Source organism: Aureispira sp. CCB-E (assembly GCF_031326345.1).
GTDB lineage: Bacteria > Bacteroidota > Bacteroidia > Chitinophagales > Saprospiraceae > Aureispira.
This window is the reverse complement of sequence record NZ_CP133671.1, coordinates 3,127,862-3,144,702: the sequence shown is the minus strand read 5'-3', so window position 1 is coordinate 3,144,702 and position 16,841 is coordinate 3,127,862. Positions and strand designations below refer to the sequence as shown.

26 protein-coding genes are annotated in these 16,841 nt (G+C 36.3%); 21 read left to right on the top strand and 5 right to left on the bottom strand.

The annotated features are described in order from the left end of the window. Nucleotides 1-8: 8 nt before the first annotated feature. The 4 genes from QP953_RS11965 (at nt 9) to QP953_RS11950 (ending at nt 2,470) form a co-directional block, all read left to right on the top strand. Complete coding sequence (locus tag QP953_RS11965; RefSeq protein WP_309555206.1) at nt 9-452, top strand: hypothetical protein; 444 nt, start codon at nt 9-11, stop codon at nt 450-452. 78 nt (nt 453-530) lie between these two features. Continuing rightward, the gene (locus tag QP953_RS11960; RefSeq protein ID WP_309555205.1) at nt 531-944 is read left to right on the top strand and encodes a hypothetical protein; all 414 of its coding nucleotides are present in this window, start codon (nt 531-533) and stop codon (nt 942-944) included. Next, the gene (locus QP953_RS11955) at nt 937-1,857 is read left to right on the top strand and encodes a peptidoglycan-binding protein (RefSeq protein ID WP_309555203.1); all 921 of its coding nucleotides are present in this window, start codon (nt 937-939) and stop codon (nt 1,855-1,857) included. Before QP953_RS11960 ends, QP953_RS11955 begins: the two co-directional genes overlap by 8 nt. A gap of 4 nt (nt 1,858-1,861) precedes the next feature. Continuing rightward, nucleotides 1,862-2,470: a hypothetical protein gene (locus tag QP953_RS11950; protein ID WP_309555201.1), complete on the top strand. Its 609-nt coding sequence runs from the start codon at nt 1,862-1,864 to the stop codon at nt 2,468-2,470. Between the two features lie 37 nt (nt 2,471-2,507). Here the strand turns inward: QP953_RS11950 and QP953_RS11945 are convergent, their stop codons facing one another. The 3 genes from QP953_RS11945 to QP953_RS11935 form a co-directional block, all read right to left on the bottom strand. Continuing rightward, nucleotides 2,508-2,918 (bottom strand): hypothetical protein, encoded by a 411-nt coding sequence (locus QP953_RS11945; protein ID WP_309555199.1) that lies wholly within the window; start codon nt 2,916-2,918, stop codon nt 2,508-2,510. Nucleotides 2,919-3,019: 101 nt separating this feature from the next. After that, nucleotides 3,020-3,439, bottom strand: coding sequence for a hypothetical protein (locus QP953_RS11940; RefSeq protein ID WP_309555198.1), 420 nt, complete (start codon nt 3,437-3,439; stop codon nt 3,020-3,022). 153 nt (nt 3,440-3,592) lie between these two features. Beyond that, nucleotides 3,593-5,122 (bottom strand): hypothetical protein, encoded by a 1,530-nt coding sequence (locus tag QP953_RS11935; RefSeq protein ID WP_309555197.1) that lies wholly within the window; start codon nt 5,120-5,122, stop codon nt 3,593-3,595. A gap of 425 nt (nt 5,123-5,547) precedes the next feature. On the opposite strand from QP953_RS11935, the gene QP953_RS11930 reads away from it, so the two are divergent. The 14 genes from QP953_RS11930 (at nt 5,548) to QP953_RS11865 (ending at nt 11,412) form a co-directional block, all read left to right on the top strand. Further along, complete coding sequence (locus tag QP953_RS11930; protein WP_052599922.1) at nt 5,548-5,883, top strand: hypothetical protein; 336 nt, start codon at nt 5,548-5,550, stop codon at nt 5,881-5,883. A 1-nt stretch (nt 5,884) separates the two neighbouring features. Next, a complete protein-coding gene (locus QP953_RS11925) occupies nt 5,885-6,586 on the top strand; it encodes a hypothetical protein (RefSeq protein ID WP_309555196.1) in 702 nt (233 codons plus the stop codon). An 80-nt stretch (nt 6,587-6,666) separates the two neighbouring features. Then, entirely contained in the window at nt 6,667-6,924 is a 258-nt protein-coding gene (locus tag QP953_RS11920; RefSeq protein WP_052600357.1) for a hypothetical protein, read from the top strand. Next, nucleotides 6,924-7,235, top strand: a complete 312-nt coding sequence (locus tag QP953_RS11915) for a hypothetical protein (RefSeq protein ID WP_309555194.1) — start codon at nt 6,924-6,926, stop codon at nt 7,233-7,235. Before QP953_RS11920 ends, QP953_RS11915 begins: the two co-directional genes overlap by 1 nt. Continuing rightward, entirely contained in the window at nt 7,235-7,600 is a 366-nt protein-coding gene (locus QP953_RS11910) for a hypothetical protein (protein WP_309555193.1), read from the top strand. The genes QP953_RS11915 and QP953_RS11910 overlap by 1 nt, the downstream gene beginning before the upstream one ends. Next, on the top strand, nt 7,581-8,522 hold the full coding sequence (locus QP953_RS11905; RefSeq protein WP_309555192.1) for a hypothetical protein: 942 nt from the start codon (nt 7,581-7,583) through the stop codon (nt 8,520-8,522). The genes QP953_RS11910 and QP953_RS11905 overlap by 20 nt, the downstream gene beginning before the upstream one ends. Beyond that, nucleotides 8,522-8,977, top strand: coding sequence for a hypothetical protein (locus QP953_RS11900; protein WP_052600353.1), 456 nt, complete (start codon nt 8,522-8,524; stop codon nt 8,975-8,977). The genes QP953_RS11905 and QP953_RS11900 overlap by 1 nt, the downstream gene beginning before the upstream one ends. 59 nt (nt 8,978-9,036) lie before the next feature. After that, on the top strand, nt 9,037-9,279 hold the full coding sequence (locus QP953_RS11895) for a hypothetical protein (protein WP_309555191.1): 243 nt from the start codon (nt 9,037-9,039) through the stop codon (nt 9,277-9,279). A gap of 1 nt (nt 9,280) precedes the next feature. Continuing rightward, nucleotides 9,281-9,676 (top strand): peptidoglycan-binding domain-containing protein, encoded by a 396-nt coding sequence (locus QP953_RS11890; RefSeq protein ID WP_309555190.1) that lies wholly within the window; start codon nt 9,281-9,283, stop codon nt 9,674-9,676. Next, nucleotides 9,676-9,885 carry a hypothetical protein gene (locus QP953_RS11885; protein ID WP_309555188.1) on the top strand — a complete coding sequence of 70 codons (210 nt, stop codon included), beginning with the start codon at nt 9,676-9,678 and terminating at the stop codon, nt 9,883-9,885. Before QP953_RS11890 ends, QP953_RS11885 begins: the two co-directional genes overlap by 1 nt. Next, nucleotides 9,872-10,087 (top strand): hypothetical protein, encoded by a 216-nt coding sequence (locus QP953_RS11880; protein WP_309555187.1) that lies wholly within the window; start codon nt 9,872-9,874, stop codon nt 10,085-10,087. The genes QP953_RS11885 and QP953_RS11880 overlap by 14 nt, the downstream gene beginning before the upstream one ends. After that, nucleotides 10,084-10,263: a hypothetical protein gene (locus QP953_RS11875; RefSeq protein WP_309555186.1), complete on the top strand. Its 180-nt coding sequence runs from the start codon at nt 10,084-10,086 to the stop codon at nt 10,261-10,263. Before QP953_RS11880 ends, QP953_RS11875 begins: the two co-directional genes overlap by 4 nt. A 76-nt stretch (nt 10,264-10,339) precedes the next feature. Further along, complete coding sequence (locus tag QP953_RS11870) at nt 10,340-10,795, top strand: peptidoglycan recognition family protein (protein ID WP_052600347.1); 456 nt, start codon at nt 10,340-10,342, stop codon at nt 10,793-10,795. Then, the gene (locus QP953_RS11865; protein ID WP_309555185.1) at nt 10,792-11,412 is read left to right on the top strand and encodes a glycoside hydrolase family 19 protein; all 621 of its coding nucleotides are present in this window, start codon (nt 10,792-10,794) and stop codon (nt 11,410-11,412) included. The genes QP953_RS11870 and QP953_RS11865 overlap by 4 nt, the downstream gene beginning before the upstream one ends. A gap of 94 nt (nt 11,413-11,506) precedes the next feature. Here the strand turns inward: QP953_RS11865 and QP953_RS11860 are convergent, their stop codons facing one another. After that, nucleotides 11,507-11,956: a hypothetical protein gene (locus QP953_RS11860; protein ID WP_309555184.1), complete on the bottom strand. Its 450-nt coding sequence runs from the start codon at nt 11,954-11,956 to the stop codon at nt 11,507-11,509. A gap of 576 nt (nt 11,957-12,532) precedes the next feature. On the opposite strand from QP953_RS11860, the gene QP953_RS11855 reads away from it, so the two are divergent. After that, the gene (locus QP953_RS11855) at nt 12,533-13,696 is read left to right on the top strand and encodes a site-specific integrase (RefSeq protein WP_309555182.1); all 1,164 of its coding nucleotides are present in this window, start codon (nt 12,533-12,535) and stop codon (nt 13,694-13,696) included. A 382-nt stretch (nt 13,697-14,078) separates the two neighbouring features. Next, nucleotides 14,079-15,119: a DUF4238 domain-containing protein gene (locus QP953_RS11850; RefSeq protein ID WP_309555181.1), complete on the top strand. Its 1,041-nt coding sequence runs from the start codon at nt 14,079-14,081 to the stop codon at nt 15,117-15,119. A 506-nt stretch (nt 15,120-15,625) separates the two neighbouring features. Here QP953_RS11850 and QP953_RS11845 read toward each other — a convergent pair. Then, nucleotides 15,626-16,000, bottom strand: a complete 375-nt coding sequence (locus QP953_RS11845) for a helix-turn-helix domain-containing protein (RefSeq protein WP_052600291.1) — start codon at nt 15,998-16,000, stop codon at nt 15,626-15,628. A gap of 558 nt (nt 16,001-16,558) precedes the next feature. Between QP953_RS11845 and QP953_RS11840 the strand changes: the two genes are divergently transcribed. Then, on the top strand, nt 16,559-16,819 hold the full coding sequence (locus QP953_RS11840) for a hypothetical protein (protein WP_052600290.1): 261 nt from the start codon (nt 16,559-16,561) through the stop codon (nt 16,817-16,819). The last annotated feature ends 22 nt before the right edge of the window (nt 16,820-16,841 follow it).

Genomic DNA, 16,841 nt, shown 5'->3' with positions numbered 1-16,841 from the left:
TAGAATCAATGTTAGACATGTTATTAGCAGGACAGAAAGAACGCTTAAAAAAAGATTTGGAAACTATCCTGGAACAAATTATAGGTCAAGTAGCGGATGCCCACGAATTAAATCCATTTGATTTGGTGTTGAGTTTGTCGGCTCAAGGCGATCAAGCGATTGCTACTGTTTTCACCAAAAAGAAAGTTTCTTTGCATGATTTTGATGCTGGAGATATGATAGAAGACTTGTTAGAAAAACAATTGACGCTGCTTCCCGCACTGGTTCAAAAGCTATTTTGGGAACGAGTAGGAAATGCAAAAATCAGAGAGGAGGTACGGGATAGTTTGAGGGACAATGGAGCAATCTTCGTTCGTTATGATGCCAATTATCAATTTCAGTATTATCAACAACAAACAGGCAAAATGAAACGCATTGACATGGATGCTTTTTTTGCGAACCTTACTTTTTAAGTTTATCTTTAATTACTTTATTTTGATACAGTAGTTGGTTAGAAACGGCAACCAACTATTCCATAAAAATATCTTGTTATGAACCGTCCAACAAACTTGTTGACCGTTCATCCTCCTTTCCCTAAAAAACAGCTTGGTCGTTACCGAAACATTCGAGGCGCTTACCTGATTCACCATCAGGGTCAAATTGTCTATGTTGGCGGCTCGAAAAACATTCAGAAAGCCATTGCCAGACTCTTTCAAAAAGGCGGTGCGTTGCAAGAACTGTGTTTTGAGCAATGCACCTTTGAAGTGATTTTATCCAATCTTAAAAGAGGCACGGTAGAACAAGCCTTAAAGATAAAACTCACTCCAGCCTACAATTACCACCCCGAGCTGAGGGATTACAAAGCCTATCGTAAAAAACAATCCAAACGCATTTGGGCAGCCTATCGAGCACAAACTCGAATCGAGGTCCAAGGCGAGCACCAAACCGATTCTAAACATGGATAAACAAGCCGTTAAAACCTTACAATACCGCTTGAGAAAGGTATTGAATATTAGTCTGTCAGTAGATGGCGACTATGGACTCTCAACCAGACAGGCGGTCTTAAAATTTCAGCAGACTCATGGTTTGCAGTTAGATGGCATTGCTGGTCCTCAAACGTTGGCAAGATTGCATTTGGTTTATATAAGAACCGTTCAAGCCAATTCTAATTTGCTTCATTTTGGAAGCAGGCGTTTTGTCATTTTTGTGGATGCAGGTCATGGCGGCATCAACGATCAAGGACGTTATGTGACACCAGGAAAAAGAGCCTATCATCAAGACTTGATCTTACACGAACGAGGGCATTATTACGAAGGTTTTGAAAATCGTTTGGCAGCAGAAGCTTTTATAGAAGCTTGTACGAAACAAGGTATTCAATGTATTCGCACCTATCATCCACACAAGGACTGGTCGTTGTCGGAGCGCACGGAATTGGTTCGAAGCTATCTAAGAAGAGGTTATTACGGCTATTTGCATTCCTTTCATTCCAATGCGATTTCTAGTAGCAACAGCATTCAAAAGCTAAAGAACACCATCGGTTATATGGTCTTTAGTACGCTAGGAAATACCTTTTCGGATCAAATTGCTCAGCAGCATTTTACACACGTTCAGCAAGCTGTAGGCACCAACAATTGGCACTACCGAGAGCAGCTGAAGGATGGCGATTCGGATTATGAAGTGAACTTTCAGATCTTGAGAGAAACAGATCTCTTTGAGTTTACCGATTGTTTTGGAGCCATCTTGAGTGAGTGGGGTTTTCACAGCTCCAGCAAAGATGCTGCTTTTATTACCAATCCAGATACTAGACTCCAACGGGTTCAAGCTTGTGTAAAAACAGCGCTCTGGGTAAAACATCAATTTAACACGCCTAAATCCTAAACCTATGAAAGAGAACATTCAATTCCTACTGATTTTGTGTTTGTTTGCTTATGTGATTTTTTTGCAGCAATGTCGTCAAGCTTCACCATCAGAGCGAGAACAAGTAAAAATAGATACCATCATTCGAATGGACACCATCTTACCGCCTCCAGTAATTGTGCAGCTGCCAAGGCAAGATGTCCCAGAGCCAAGCATTATTTATGTGGATAGCTCTAAAGATATGGTAATTCAGGAGCAAATTGATACGAGCAAACACCAAGCTGCTCAATTGTATCAAGATAGCTTAGAGGATGAAAACTTGACTTTATATTACTCTTCTATTGTTGATGGTCAGCTGATTCGTAATGACTTGGATTACAAGCTAAAGATCCCTACCCAAATTACGAAGACGATTGAGATTCCGAAACCTATTCCAATGCCTGTTCATTCGATTCTGTTAACAGCTGGTGTTGGTGGGAATGTTCGTTCTTTTGCCAGTGTTCGGCTGGGTTTACAGTTTGTATCTGCAAAGGGTTGGTCTTTAGGCTATGATTATGATTTGTTGCAGAAGGTGCATTCTGTGAATCTTGGGGTGCGGTTGGGGCAGTTTGGGGCAAAACAAAAAAGAGGTTAGCTGACGAACTAACCTCTTTTTTTTACTTTTATTAAACTCATTTGGATATGAAATCTAGAATACTTTTTTTGATGTTTTTAGCATCACTTTTAAAGAAAAAATAGATTAATAACAACCAAAATAAACCAAAACCCAATAGATATAAAGATATCTGAGAATCCCCTAAAATAAAGAAACATATTGACGCAAAAAATAGAACAACAGGTACCGAAAAACCTAAAGGAGCTTGAAAAATTTCTACCAATAACTTGTCTTCATCTTTTTTTAAGAGCACTTTTATATATCCTATTCTTCCCGTTAATAAATAACGGAACAACATCTGATTTTCAGAAATAGTCTTAAGCAGTCTAAATTCTTCTTCGAACTTTGTACTTGTTGTGTTACTGATAAAAATATCTTGAATGCTTTTGTTAACGCCTTCTATTTGGTATTTGTGATTTAGTAACATAATGGAGGAATTTATTAAATTCTGCTGGGGCAGTTTTAGATATAGTTTCTTTATTGTGACAATAAGATAAAAAGAACCTTTTATAGAATAAGGTAGCGTAATTATAAACGATTTATGCTGTTCTCTTTTTTCTTTAGCCAGTTTTTTAATTCTTTAGCATATATGAGTCGTACAGAATCAGGGTTCCAGTTCTTTTTTACAATACCCCCATTTTTGTCTAAATAGATTTTTTCCTTAAAGCCAAATCGTTTGATAAAAGAAAAAGAGTATTCATTATGGTAAAGTGCTTTTTCTGAAATGTTAGTATAAATTTTAAATAACTCTTTTAATGATTCAATATCTTTTTTGCTACGTATTTCGACAACTTTTTTAAAGTTTTGGTTTTCAATATTTCCAATAGCCTTTTTGATAACAATTTTTTTAGTCTTATCGAATAGCCTTTCTAATTCTGAGTTTCCTGGTATTTTTTTATTTAAGATAAAGTTGAGAATTGCCTCAATAATTGAATCTGTAGATGTCATTTTTCTTGTTATTCTAAATGATTTTCAACTGAGTTAGTAGTTCATGTGTTCTTCCTAAACCTTTCACATTTTTTGCGAAGAGATTTAGGAAGAAAAGATCTAATAAATTATCAATGGATTGAAAGTGTTCCTGAAGATAGGAGGGCACTATTGCTATTTGTCAATTATAATCTTAACTAAAGAAGTTTTTTGTTTTTTTTGATATGTGGAAAGCATTAGCTCATTTGGAGAAAGAGGAATAAGAGATCTTCTATAGTCGTAAGTGGTTCTTTGTGTTAATTTTCCGATATCAAATAAAATTTTTTTATCAACTTTTCCATCATCATCTAAACAGTATGCCATGATGACACTATTTTTCCCATTTGTACAATATTTAACCCTTTCGTAATTGAGTTTTTCATTACCTTTGTTATCTAAAAAAACAATATAATGTTTATCATTTAAATAAAAATATTTATATGAATTAAAGCGATAATACCCCCCCTCCTTTGTATTAAGTTGCCACTTAAGTAAAATTCTGCTCCAAATAATATCTCCTGTTAAACTTATTTTAAATGCAAGAATGTTACCATAATTTCCTGTACCTGAGGAATGCACTCCAGCAGGATCGAAGTTAAGATTTTGTTCACATATCATTAGTAAGTTACCATCATTACAATTTATTACCTCAAGATTTTTTAAAAAAGAGACTCCCTTATTAATCTCAGGAATTTTTTTCTTATTAAAATGTTCAATTTCTCCTGGAATTTTAAACTTATTCAATTTAGGCACCTCCTGTGTCATGTCCATAATAAAAAAAGCAGATGTTCGAGTAATATTTCTGTCTGCAAAACAAGCTCCCATACAGTAAAGATTTCCTTTATTATCTTTGTGAATAGTCATACTATGAACTAACTGCCCTTTAAGGGCTTCACTATTCAATAACTCAATACTATTACTATTAGCTTTTAGAATTAAGACTTCATAATTTGGTTTATAAGACTTCTTAACTGTTTCTCTGTAATCTGCCCAGTCGTACTCATTTTTTCTTTCTTTATTATACTTAAAAACTTTGATGATAGAATAATAATCACCATTGTTATCTAGAAAATTAGCATGCATGTCAAAAGGTCCAGATGGAGAATGATAACCATAAACATTATCGGTTTTCCATAATAGCTTCATTCCTTTTTCAAAAACTTGGACTTTTTGACCTAAAATAACTGCTAATTTTGAACTATCTTTTGATAGTTGAATACCTAAGAAAGGTTTTTGACCAATATAAGATGATCCATTAATAAAATAACCTATTCGACCAGTAACAGGTTCCTCATATAAATTTTGAGGTGCCTCAAGCCTTGTAGCATCAAGATTCAATTTTCGAATATAAATTTTAAATGTTTTAGCATCTTTTTTTTGAGAATAAAACAAGTAGAAGAACTCTTCTTGAAACTCAAAGAAATTCCAACATTTATCATCTTCAGGAAAGTTCTCAATATCTTTACTTGATATAAGGTTTAATGTTTTTTTATCATAGATTGCAATAGTTTTTTGACTATAAGAAATAATGTTTTTCTCATTAATTTTCTTTTCACCAAAACAGGATACACTAGAAGACTTACCAAATATATAGCTATCAGAGTTTTGAGAAAAAATACTACTAATAAATAAGTTAAATAGAATTAATAAACCTACATTTTTCATAAAAATTTTGTTTATATTTTTTCTCAAAGATAACTATTTAAACGTTTTTTGAATAATTGATGAGCAAAAAGCGTAACCCCCAGCGTAATAATTTTCAATCTACTCCACACAACCCAAGTCCAAACATATACGCCAACATTTTTAGCCCTTAAAAACCATCCTAAAAACACCCAAAATTACGCTACAAAAGATCTCAAAAGCCCTTAAAAAATTCGTTTTTTAGCCCAAAATAGCGGCATCTTTGTACTGTTCATAACAAGCAATAGAAGCAAACCCAAACAAATTTACTTATGTGCCACTAAACCCTTTTACCCATGCTCATACCAGAGAAGATGGAAATAGTCATCAAACCCGACTATTTAGGAATCGGCTTAATTGGTTTAACGATTTTATTCATTCTAGTCATCAACAAAAAAGTCCTTTAGATGAAAGCAGTAGCAAAAGCCATCTTAACCTGGTTTGTTGGTTTATTTAATGTCGGACTATACAAGATGACCGACGGCATGGATAGCCTAGTGTTGTCCTTGGTTCGGAATGGAGTCGAAGAACAAGCCAATGAGTTAATCCGCCTGTACCAGTTGGTAGAATATCAACAAGAAATCTTAGTCATTTTAGACGTGTTTAAATGTCTTTTGATGGTGATTAGCATCTTGTTTTTATTCATCGTGAACCAACCACGAATCAGCAGTTTTTTCTCAAAAGGCTGCACCAAAATCAAAGCATTGTATCAAAAATTAATTCAAACAAAACCCGTAGCTTAAGATGGCAACAAACAAAGTATTAAGAGTCTACATCCCAATTACGAAGGATTTAGCAGTCGCATCGGATCAAGCCTTAGTGAATGGCAAACCATCCAACCTTCCTCTAGGACCAGGAGAATACCAAGTAGAGTCGATTGAAGATTTAGAAAAAGCAGGTTTTCCAATTGATTGGAGCCGTTCCTTGATGGCATCAGGAGCCAAAGGACAAGTACAAGAAGGCCATTTTGAATTCCGTTTGTTGCTTCCTGACAGCAAAAAAGAAGATGGCACCTACGATTATGCAGCCAAAGGAGTGGTAAAAATTGGCGTGACCGATGCCAGTTTAGTGCTCGATGGCAGTAAAGGAAATTCTGTTGAAGGTTTGGTTGTTAGTGGTGGCGTCTTTGGAGAAGACACTTTAGCAATCCTTGCGGGCTTGGCAAAAGAAGGAGTTTATCTAAAAATCACAGGTATGCACTTGGATGCGGACGACGATCAACATTATACCTCTAAAATGGTAGAACGTTCTTGGCTGCACGATGGGACTTCTGATGGTGATCGAAACATCTTTTATCCCAAAGCCTCAGCGAACGACAACCAGACGAATATTCGTTCCATCACCGACCTTGGTGTAGCTTTAGATGGCAGCAACTATTTAGAAATGCCTGTCTATCGAGGTGTTGGCGTGAATGTGACGATGACCACTGAGTGGGTTCGTCGATAGTAAACCTAAAAAACAACCCCTTAAAACCCTAAGAGCCAATTGTCCCGAGTGGCAATTGGCTTTTTTCAAACCCATATCCTATGGCAGTAGGTCAATTTTTTGATAGCATACAGACAGGGGATATATTGAGCGGTGGTTTTGGCAATCATGGTGTTTCAGGGAGTGAACTTGCCCATATATTTGGAGCAATGGCACAATCGGACACCATTCAAGCTGCTCAAGAACGAGAAGATCGAGCCAAGCGCACCAAACTACTAGTGATTAGTGGTGCCGTGATCACGAGCTTATCGTTTATTCTCCTATTATATTACCTAACCTCTAAACGCCCAAGAACCTAATGGAAAAATTGCAAACAGGTACCCTCGCTGAATTGAGAGGCGATTCTACCACCAATCCCAACCCAACAGCCAGCCAGCCCACGATTAAAGTGGCGAGTCCAGCTCCAACGGCTACGAATGAATTAAATACTTCTAGCAATGCTTCTGCTACCGTTATTAAAGAGCCCACCACGACCGATACACCAACCCAAACAGGAACAACTCCTTGTGGTTTGTGCAAAGCCAAATCCATTGCCAATCTAGCCTTTAGTTTTAGTTTGGTGATCTTGGTCTTAGCTTTTTCTTTTAGCCTTGTAAAAAGTCCTAAATAATGGATTTTACAAAGCAATACGGTGGGTCAAGCAATGGCTTGAATATTAACCTATCGAGCAACCGTCCCAGTTACAGCCAACAGTTTGGAGGCTCGAATGGGACACTGAGCGAGCAACGGCAAGAAAGTAAAACAGGCACTGATGTAGCAGGAATTATTGGCGCTAGTGCTGGTGGTTTGGACAGCATCACCAATTTTATTACCGCCGTTACAGGCAAAGGCGGTTCTAGTACTACTCCTGCTTATGTGCCCCCGCCACCACCAGAAAAGAAAACCAATCCTTGGCTCATTGGAGGCATTGCAGCAGGAGTGGTTGTTTTAATCATTGTGATCATACTAACTAAAAATGGAACATCCAAGCAGTAAAACAGGGCTTCTAATCGCTGTGATTCTTTTGGTTTTGGTCGGAGGTGGTTTTGCGGCTTGGAAAGTCTTGGGAACCAATAAGGACGACGATGAACCTGTTCAGGAACAACGCCAGGAGCAGTTGCCTCCGATTACAGGAAGAAAAGATGCAAGCAGTGAAGCCACCAATATTTTAACCAAGGATTTAGTGGCGAAGTTATTGGGCAATAAGAAGGATCCTAATGCACCACCACCACCCAAACCTGTTGCAGTGCTTCAGAACAGCGAAGCAGGAAAAGCCTTGATTCAGGAGCGGATGAAGTACATCCAAATGAATGAAGGAGCCGCCGATGAGGTGCGAGCCATTCACAAAGTAGGTCGAACCTTGGTTGATACATCCAGTTGGACCAGCCAAGCAATTGAGGCAATCAGTGGAATGTTTGCACAGCTGCATCAAGTTGAAAAGAACAACTATTTAACCTATCCCATTTTTGGAAAGTATGAAACCAAAGGAGAACCATTAAGAAAGGAGCTGCAACGCTTTTTAGCGCAGTCTTGGGATGGATATAATGTTACCAATCAACGACATGCAGGCGATGCTCATTGGATTGGTCAACTGAGCTTAAATTTGATGTATGGCAGTCAAAATGCGTATGTACATTCGGAGGATGAGGTTTGGTGGATGAATCAAGGAGAGAGTGTTCGAAAGGGACTAGACTTTTTTAAGGCAGTGAATGGGCACAATGTCAGTGATAGAGAGCTGCTAAAAAGAGTGCATGGTCGTCCCGTGTATAATGCTGGGGTAATGCATGCCTTTGTTAAAAGTTGGATGGCTGAAATGGAATACTTTGATCGAGTGACGGAACAAACCGCTGTTGCCGCATTGATTGCAGAAGGTTATTTGGTAAAAACAGCAAAAGCTGATAAAATGGGGAAAAAATAATGAGAGAAAAAACCAATCCCGTGTTAACAAAAAATCAACTGTATATCGGAGGTGTTGTCGTTTTGATTGTCTTGATTTTTGTTCTAGGCAATTATTTTGGCAAAAAATCCAAAACCAATAAACAGATTGAGGTACAGGTAGATATCAAAGATGAAAATGGCAATGCAGTAGCCTATGATCCGAATGAGCTTTTGGAGCGTCTACACAAAGGGCTGACAACTCGATATTACTTTGATTTTTCAGAGCGTTGCGAACCGATTAAGGAATTGTATGACTTAGATGCGGTTCGTTTTATGGCGACGGTACGAGCGTATAAAGTAAAATATGGGGTGGATATTCAGGTGCATATTGCTGCTTGTAATGTGGGCTGTGATGGCAGTGGAGGCTATGGTGCTTATGGTTATTTTATGTTAATTGAGCAGCGAATTAAAGAACTAGAACATATTATCAAATAAAAGCAAAGGCTTCATATCATTTTTAGAAAATTATCAACAACAATACAACAAACCCAAACATGAAAACACTATCGAAAAAAACTAAAATCATCCTCTTCGTACTCATCGTCTTATTACTAGCAGGGGGAGCAGCTTATTATTGGAAACAAAAAGCAGACAAGCAAAAGGAGAAAGAAGCCAAGATGGACGCAGAGCAGCCCCAAGAACCGAAAACAGTAGTTGCCGCTGAGCAACAAAAAGCAGACAAAACAACGGTTAAAAAACAGTTGACAGTCATGGACAGCACCGATAAACCTGTTTAAAATGAAGGAAAAAATTCAAGAACACAAAGTCCCCTTAATTGTGGGGGCTTTGGTTTTGTTGGCTGTACTTGCTTTTATGTATAAAAATAAGCTAGCATCCTTCTTTTTGTATAAAGGAGGATTGACCAATGCTCAATCCGCAACAATGCATCCAACCGTGACCAGCAACAACAGTGCAATAGTGGATAGAGATACCCTTTTACAAAAAGGCAGTAAAGGCAAGCAAGTAGAGGAATTGCAACAATTGCTGAATGTCAAGCATGGTAGTAGTGGTCCTAGTTTTTATGAGTACTTAACGGTAGATGGCATTTTTGGTTCCGCAACGGAAGCGATGTTAAAAAAGTACACGGGAAGAACAAGCATCAGTATCAATGACTTGCTAAAAGCCTTGAAGTAATGCCGTTCTTAATCCCCTTTATTCTAGGAGCAGGTGGGACGGGCTTTTTGTGGTGGCAAACCAAACAAAAGGAGGAAAAGGAGCCCCATTTAGGGGAAGATCTGTGGAATGCCCTAAAGCCCATTTTAATCATCTTATTAGTGCTGTTGTTTCTGCGATGGCTCTATAAAAAAGGAAGTATTGAACATGACGTCGATGAAAACATATAATGACTCAGGCATGAAAGGAGTGGCTTTATTAGCCATCGTTTTGCTCTATGTCTGTGGAAAAGAAAAAGGTAGTTATTTAATGGCAGCCAGTTCCTTTTTAGTAATGGCAATTCCTGCGTATAGTTTGGGGCAGCTTTTCTTTGAGGATTCAGAGCAAAGAACAACAACTAAAGTAGACGTATGGTTATTCTCTAATCTATGACAAACAATCAAATACAAGCCGTCGATGCGTCGATGGATACCATTCGAAGAATGCTGCACAACAGAGACAGAATGATTAAAGGGTTGGTCCTTGTGCTGTTGTTAACTTGGGTTATCGGAGGTTATCATGTTTTTGTGCAATTGCCAAAAATGAAAGGGAATGACGCTCAAGAATAAAAAAGCGGTGCTGGTTGGCGTTGTTTGTTGCATCGTTCTTCTGTTCCTTTGGTTCAAGGATCAGCGGCTTAAAATAGTGGATCAATCCAATGCATTGCTGCGCTCGGCGACTAAAAAATATGGAACCAGGACTTTAGATCAGATTCGTCAAATTGTTGTCCATCATTCGGCTTCTATTGGTCAAACGGCCAAGGACTATGCTCGCTATCATGTCTTGACCAAGGGCTGGGCGGGGATTGGGTACACTTTTGTGATTGAAGTGGATGGGTTGATTGTTCAGGCGCATCCTTTGACGGTCGTGAGTTACAATACAGCTGGGGTAAATACGGCCACCATTGGCATTTGTTTGAGTGGTGATTTTACGAAACAAGAGCCCAGTCGGGCACAGCTCAAGAGCTTAAAGCAGCTAATCCGATATTTAAGAAAAACCTTGCCTCAGCGTTTGGACGTTTATGGTCACAAGGACTTTGGAACAACCCGTTGTCCAGGACCGAATTTATACAAACATTTGCATCAATTTCAATTGGCATGACAATACAAACGAAACAATATGTAGGAGGGGCGGCTTTGTTGCTCCTCTTTTTAGTTTTAATCCGCTCCTTAATTGTAAGGGCTAGGCGTCTACGTTTTGTAAAAGCCTGTGAAGCTGCTTTTGGTTCCTTAGATCAAACGCAAAAGGATTCCATCCAGCTTATTGTGAAGATGTTTGAACGATATGGAGATAAAGACCAAAATAAGTTGATTTATATCCTGGCAACTGCTCGACATGAAAGCAACTTTCGACCGATTAAAGAAAGAAGAGCTTCGTCTAGTCAAACAGAGGTGTACAACAATCAAAATGCCTATTGGTATACGGGCTATTATGGGCGTGGTTTTGTACAGCTGACTTGGGATCGGAACTATGCTAAAATGTCGAAGTTACTAGGAGTTGACTTTGTTTCTAATCCTGATTGGGTGATGCAGCCTAAGTATGCAGCTCGTATTTTGGTGCAGGGGATGATGGAAGGGGCGTTTACTCGTCGTCCTTTGGAAAGGTATATTAATGCATCGAAGGTGGACTTTTATAATGCTCGCTGGGTGGTGAATGGTTTGGATCGGGCGGAGCGAATAGCCAATTATGCAGAATCTATTATTCAGAATATAACTTGATTCCCGTGAACATTGGCATCATTTGGTCAATACAACTATTTTAATAAAACTTAAGATTGGAGATAAACCAAGTTTGATTTATCTCCAGTTGAAGTTACTGCTGTTTAATGCACTCGATATTGCCAATGCATAACGTATCTTTGGTTAGGTCAATCAGAGTCACTTTATCTTTTTTAATTAACATCTGATTGGTGAATTCCTCATCGCAAACAATATCCTCTGATGGATCAAAATTCCATTCAACTTTTACAATGTCATTCTTTGTAACCTTTTTTACAACTCCTTGATAAATCATTGCAGTTCCATGTAGACCATAAGGACTATCTACAGGAGCTGTAGGACTATGTCCTAAATACAAAATAATAGAATCTTCGCTAATGATAGATAATTTACTAGTATGAACGCAATACGCTTCTGTTGGCTGATGATCGTATGTTGTGTCTATACCTAAGTATATAATTGGATCATCACCAACTTCAAATTTATCCGAATTGCATGAACAACATAATATTAGAATAAAAATAATACTTTTTGATAGTTTCATGTGCCTTTATTTAGCCCTAAGTAAATTCTTCTATATTTCTAGTTCAATAGAAATATGTTTAATCTCTAAATATAAGATAAATAGATGTTTTTTCCAATTTTATTTTAGATCTCATAGTAGACTGTATTGCCTTCCTACAATAGTTCTAAAGTCGCCCTGAATCAGGCGGTATGGATTGTCAATCATACTCAAGTAATTTCAAATCATTTGAGGTAAATGATCTTTTAAAAAAATTTCAAAAAAAATATCCACTCCTCTCCTTTTGTGTATTTTTTTGCTACCCCAATAGCTTTTTAAATTATAATCAACTAATAAACAACAAATTACCCTAAGACATCCATATCCTTGTCCTGGGCACAATTCACACGTTGCATTCGGTTGCAAAAAGAACCAAAAACCTAGTAAAAATCGCCGTTTCAGCTAGTTTTTTGGTTTTCTTTTTTATCCCATGTTACGGTTCATTTACATACTTCTACACTACTTTTCGGTACCCATTCGGTACCCGTTTTGTTCCCATATTAATACTTGATTAAAGGAGTTTTTTCATTTTCTTTAATTTTTTCAAGTATTAAAACCATGATTAATTTCTCTATTGTTTACAATCGTAAACACCAACTCCGTAAAAACGGAACCGCATTGATTCAAATCAAAGCTTATTTGAACAACAAAGCCAAATTCTTTTCCACCAACATCTACGTTACCCCCAAACAATGGAGCCCCAAGCGCAAGCAAGTGGTTGACCATCCCAATGCCATGTCCTTTAACAATGAAATTAGAAGGCAAATTGATCGGATGGAAACCTACGCCCTGGAGTTGATCAAAAAACAAGGCTCTGTTACCCTAACGCAGTTGGAAAACACCAAACGCTACGAGGATCTCAATTCCTTTACCGAGTTTTTTGAATACGAGATGACCAACAGCTCTACCCTAGCCAAAGAAACCAAGAAAAAACAAAAGACAGCGCTCAACTATCTCAAGAAGTTTCGAAAGAAAATTCTTTTTGCGGATTTGACCTATGATTTAATCCTAGAGTACGACCGATTCTTGGCAAGTCATGGCTTGCATGTCAATACCATTTACACGCATCACAAGCAACTAAGACGTTATATTAATGTCGCCATCAAACGAGATATTTTTGATGCCAATAAGAATCCTTACAAGAAGTTTAGCCCCAAACAGGTGAAAACGGAGCGCACGGTGCTCACTCAACAGGAAGTCGTACAGCTGGAGCAGCTCTCCTTTGGACGAGAAGAATTTTACTTGGAGCTGATTCGGGATATGTTTCTCTTTTCTTGTTATACGGGCTTGCGCTTTGCAGATGTTCGTTCAGTCAAACGGGAGAATATCGAGCAGGACTACCTAGGCTATGTCTTAAAAATTGTGGCGCAAAAAACGGGCAAACAATTGATCTTGCCTTTGTACAAACTCTATGGACACAAACCAACGGAAATTGTCAATAAATACCTGTTGCACGGCATGGCTCCTCAGGATCCTATCTTTCATGCGTATGCCAACCAGTATTACAATCGAGTTTTAAAAACTTTGGCAGAACGAGCATCCATTCACAAAAAACTAACGAGCCATGTGGCTCGCCATACCTTTGCCACACATTTGGCTTCTAAGGTGCCCATTCATATTCTAAAGTCTATTTTGCAGCATTCTAAGTTGGAAACGACTATGGTTTATTTGCATCTGTCTAATAAGATTATTAATGATGCTTTGGATGGGATTGATTGGTAGGATTATACAGACAGTAAAATAGTTGTTTTACTGCTTGTTTTTAAACTATTCTGAAAGCTTTATATAGAAGAACTCCTATCTTCATACCCTCTATTAATAAACGCAATATGCATATTAAAAAACATAAATACTTCTTAAATGCAGTATAAAAAACACTTTGTCAGCAGCTGTTATTTTGAGCATTATATGATTATTAGTACTTGTTGTATTTGAATTAATATTTTTGAGTGATTTTTTTTGCTGAAAAAGATAAAAAATGGAACTCAATGAGAGAATAAAGCATTATACATTTATTTAAAATTTAAAGGGAAATCATACAAAATAATGTTTATTAGATTTTATCATAAATCGTATTTTTTGATAAAAAATAAAAATTAGCAAAATGGGTAAAGGCACAATTAGACAACATTTCGTTCCTAGAACATACTTGAAAAACTTTGGTATAGTTGGGAAAAAAAAAGTTCAAGTATATGTTTATGATAAAGAAAATGAACGTAATTTTTTAACTAATACAGCAAAAATAGCTGTACAAAAGCATTTCTATTCATTGGAAGGAAAAACTATAGAAGAGCAACAGATGATTGAAAAATTTTATGCTGACAACATAGAATCAGACTATGAAGAAGTTTATGAGCTTCTAACTGATGCTAGTAAAATTCAAATAACTGATGATGAAAAGTATAAAATTGTTACGACAATACTTAGTATATACTATAGAAACCCCATATGGGTAAATAAACATAATGAAGTTTGGAAGAGTGCATTAACCGAAAGTTATAGATTACTTGAAAACTCAAAAGAAAAGAAAATCCAATTACCAGATGGAGAGTTTGTAGATTGTGAAAATAAATCTCTTGAAGATGTTATTGAGGAAGTTAGGCAAAAGCACCATCAAGCATATTTATTGGAACATTTGAAATATACATTTATGCTTGTAAATGCAAGGTTAGATGACAGTATTACTGTTATTAAATTAAGTGGTGACCATGAATTTATTACTAGTGATAATCCTGTAATAATGTCTAATATGGATGGTTCTAAAATAATACCTTTTGATAAGGACAATTTTATAAGATTACCAATTGATAATAAACATCAAGTTATAATTTCGCCTAAAAGTATTTCAGGTTCTAAAGAAGAAAATAATGTTATCTTAAGGAGATTTGATAATGAAAATATATCATCTATGGAAAGTATGATACTTAATACTCAGGAATATGACAATGCTTTAACTTATATAATAGGTAATGAAAGTGGAGTAAACGGATATTTAAGAAATAAACCATTATATGAAAGAACGGTAACTCCAAAGGAATTAGAAGATGATAAAAAAGCTTTAATAAAACTTAAGGAACTTTTGGAACCACTTAAATTTGATAAAGAATTACTTGAGGCAATAGAGAAGTTTTTTGGTAAATTTTAAAAAGATTCCTTCCCTAAAAGATATATTTTATAGCTGCTAGCACACTTGTATATGCAATATAATATACACAAAAAATAAGAAAACCACAACACATAAAACAAAAAAACAGCAGCAAAGAAATCAATTCCTTGCTGCTGTTCTCATTTTTTTGAAGACCGTTTCAATTTTACAAGTCGTTCAATCTTTTGGTTAGCAATCTTGTTTTCTGTCTGTTTGATGCGTGTGTCAAGCTCAGATAGTTGTTGTAACAACGCATCTTTTAGTTTTAGATTTGTTTTCATTAAGTAATTGTACAGGATTTAGCCGATTAGTTAAACCATACAATAAGGGACTTAATACAACGGATCAGACAGCAAAAAGATTCATATTTAAAGTAAAAAGTTATCAAAAATCAAAACGCTATAACGCTTTATTTATCGACATTACCGCCCATTTTCGTTTAATTCATTCTTATTCAATTAGTAGATTATTAACATCTTTATAATAACTATTTTGAAGATGTATTTTTAATCCTCGTCTGGTAGTGCTTCTACTATTTTCCTAATCCGATCTAATTCTTCAGCTAGCCCATTAACCTCTTTTCTAAGCATCGTATTTTCTCTTTCTAAGCTATCTGCCAAGCGATCTAAATAATCCTTGTCAACTTCATTTACCTCTACCTGAGGCTTTAAAAACATTTCCCCCTCTCCTATTAATAACCATTTGATATCTAATTGAGGATACGCCTTTAATAATGGCGCTAAAATTTTAGCACTTGGCTCATTAACACCATTAATTATCCGTGTAATTGTCGGTCGAGTTACATCTAATTTCTTTGCAAGCTGACTTGCATTAATTTCGAGTGCAGATACAATTTCTTTAAACCTTTGATTTATAGACATTAAATAATAATTATTAAAATAAAAAGCTAAAAAAAGTTTTTTTTTGTTACCAAAAATTTGATTTTATAAATTTTTAGTTCATATTTGTAATACAAACGAAACACAATAGAACTAAAAAGTTACAAATTCTAAAAAACATTGTTCTTATGTTATGAACCTAATTAATACGAACATTTATTGTAATAAATAGATACAAAATCTTAATAAATAGATACAAAAGTCTACTCTATTGAATAGATAGTAAAAATTTATGTAGACTAATGTAAACAAATGTAAACGAAAATCCGAGAATCGAACCTAAAAAAATAACATTTCATACTAGGATGAATGGTTTTGGGCGTACCGAGTGGTATTGTTGAGATTTTATGAGGATGGAGGATCAACAACTAGAAGGCGACTTCTAGCGTCCAACAAAACAAATAAATTTTAATGTATTAGCTCCTTTGTTTGTGAACTCAGCAAATGTTAAAGCGAGTTGATGCTTTCACTTATTTTATTCATGTGGCTTGTCACTGCTTTTAAGCGGTAGGGCGAAGCCATGCCCAAACAACAAATTTTATGACCGATTTTGAAACACCAACTTTTTGTCAATTCCTAAGACAAAACCTTTCGATTGACCAATACGAAGCACTAAACACCACCTTAGGCATTAGCCAAAACAAGCTTACTCGCTTGCTCAAAACGCCAGCCAATACGCCTTATGAGGTCGTATTAAAACTGGAAAAACTATTAGAAATAAAAGCCATTGAATTGGTCGAACAATTTGAGTTAGGCATTGATACAATAACCATTCGACAACATTCTTTTATTCAATCATAATCATGGAAATCCATCCAAAAAA

Excerpts from the sequence above, each read along its gene's own strand:
- QP953_RS11900 (WP_052600353.1), top strand. The coding sequence starts at position 8,522 with ATGAGAGAAAAAACCAATCCCGTGTTAACAAAAAATCAACTGTATATC.
- QP953_RS11895 (WP_309555191.1), top strand. The coding sequence starts at position 9,037 with ATGAAAACACTATCGAAAAAAACTAAAATCATCCTCTTCGTACTCATC.
- QP953_RS11840 (WP_052600290.1), top strand. The coding sequence starts at position 16,559 with ATGACCGATTTTGAAACACCAACTTTTTGTCAATTCCTAAGACAAAAC.
- QP953_RS11855 (WP_309555182.1), top strand. The coding sequence starts at position 12,533 with ATGATTAATTTCTCTATTGTTTACAATCGTAAACACCAACTCCGTAAA.
- QP953_RS11865 (WP_309555185.1), top strand. The coding sequence starts at position 10,792 with ATGACAATACAAACGAAACAATATGTAGGAGGGGCGGCTTTGTTGCTC.
- QP953_RS11940 (WP_309555198.1), bottom strand. The coding sequence starts at position 3,439 with ATGACATCTACAGATTCAATTATTGAGGCAATTCTCAACTTTATCTTA.
- QP953_RS11885 (WP_309555188.1), top strand. The coding sequence starts at position 9,676 with ATGCCGTTCTTAATCCCCTTTATTCTAGGAGCAGGTGGGACGGGCTTT.
- QP953_RS11950 (WP_309555201.1), top strand. The coding sequence starts at position 1,862 with ATGAAAGAGAACATTCAATTCCTACTGATTTTGTGTTTGTTTGCTTAT.
- QP953_RS11960 (WP_309555205.1), top strand. The coding sequence starts at position 531 with ATGAACCGTCCAACAAACTTGTTGACCGTTCATCCTCCTTTCCCTAAA.
- QP953_RS11845 (WP_052600291.1), bottom strand. The coding sequence starts at position 16,000 with ATGTCTATAAATCAAAGGTTTAAAGAAATTGTATCTGCACTCGAAATT.
- QP953_RS11955 (WP_309555203.1), top strand. The coding sequence starts at position 937 with ATGGATAAACAAGCCGTTAAAACCTTACAATACCGCTTGAGAAAGGTA.
- QP953_RS11920 (WP_052600357.1), top strand. The coding sequence starts at position 6,667 with ATGGCAGTAGGTCAATTTTTTGATAGCATACAGACAGGGGATATATTG.
- QP953_RS11875 (WP_309555186.1), top strand. The coding sequence starts at position 10,084 with ATGACAAACAATCAAATACAAGCCGTCGATGCGTCGATGGATACCATT.
- QP953_RS11925 (WP_309555196.1), top strand. The coding sequence starts at position 5,885 with ATGGCAACAAACAAAGTATTAAGAGTCTACATCCCAATTACGAAGGAT.
- QP953_RS11915 (WP_309555194.1), top strand. The coding sequence starts at position 6,924 with ATGGAAAAATTGCAAACAGGTACCCTCGCTGAATTGAGAGGCGATTCT.
- QP953_RS11890 (WP_309555190.1), top strand. The coding sequence starts at position 9,281 with ATGAAGGAAAAAATTCAAGAACACAAAGTCCCCTTAATTGTGGGGGCT.
- QP953_RS11880 (WP_309555187.1), top strand. The coding sequence starts at position 9,872 with ATGAAAACATATAATGACTCAGGCATGAAAGGAGTGGCTTTATTAGCC.
- QP953_RS11905 (WP_309555192.1), top strand. The coding sequence starts at position 7,581 with ATGGAACATCCAAGCAGTAAAACAGGGCTTCTAATCGCTGTGATTCTT.
- QP953_RS11850 (WP_309555181.1), top strand. The coding sequence starts at position 14,079 with ATGGGTAAAGGCACAATTAGACAACATTTCGTTCCTAGAACATACTTG.
- QP953_RS11945 (WP_309555199.1), bottom strand. The coding sequence starts at position 2,918 with ATGTTACTAAATCACAAATACCAAATAGAAGGCGTTAACAAAAGCATT.
- QP953_RS11910 (WP_309555193.1), top strand. The coding sequence starts at position 7,235 with ATGGATTTTACAAAGCAATACGGTGGGTCAAGCAATGGCTTGAATATT.
- QP953_RS11860 (WP_309555184.1), bottom strand. The coding sequence starts at position 11,956 with ATGAAACTATCAAAAAGTATTATTTTTATTCTAATATTATGTTGTTCA.
- QP953_RS11930 (WP_052599922.1), top strand. The coding sequence starts at position 5,548 with ATGAAAGCAGTAGCAAAAGCCATCTTAACCTGGTTTGTTGGTTTATTT.
- QP953_RS11965 (WP_309555206.1), top strand. The coding sequence starts at position 9 with ATGTTAGACATGTTATTAGCAGGACAGAAAGAACGCTTAAAAAAAGAT.
- QP953_RS11935 (WP_309555197.1), bottom strand. The coding sequence starts at position 5,122 with ATGAAAAATGTAGGTTTATTAATTCTATTTAACTTATTTATTAGTAGT.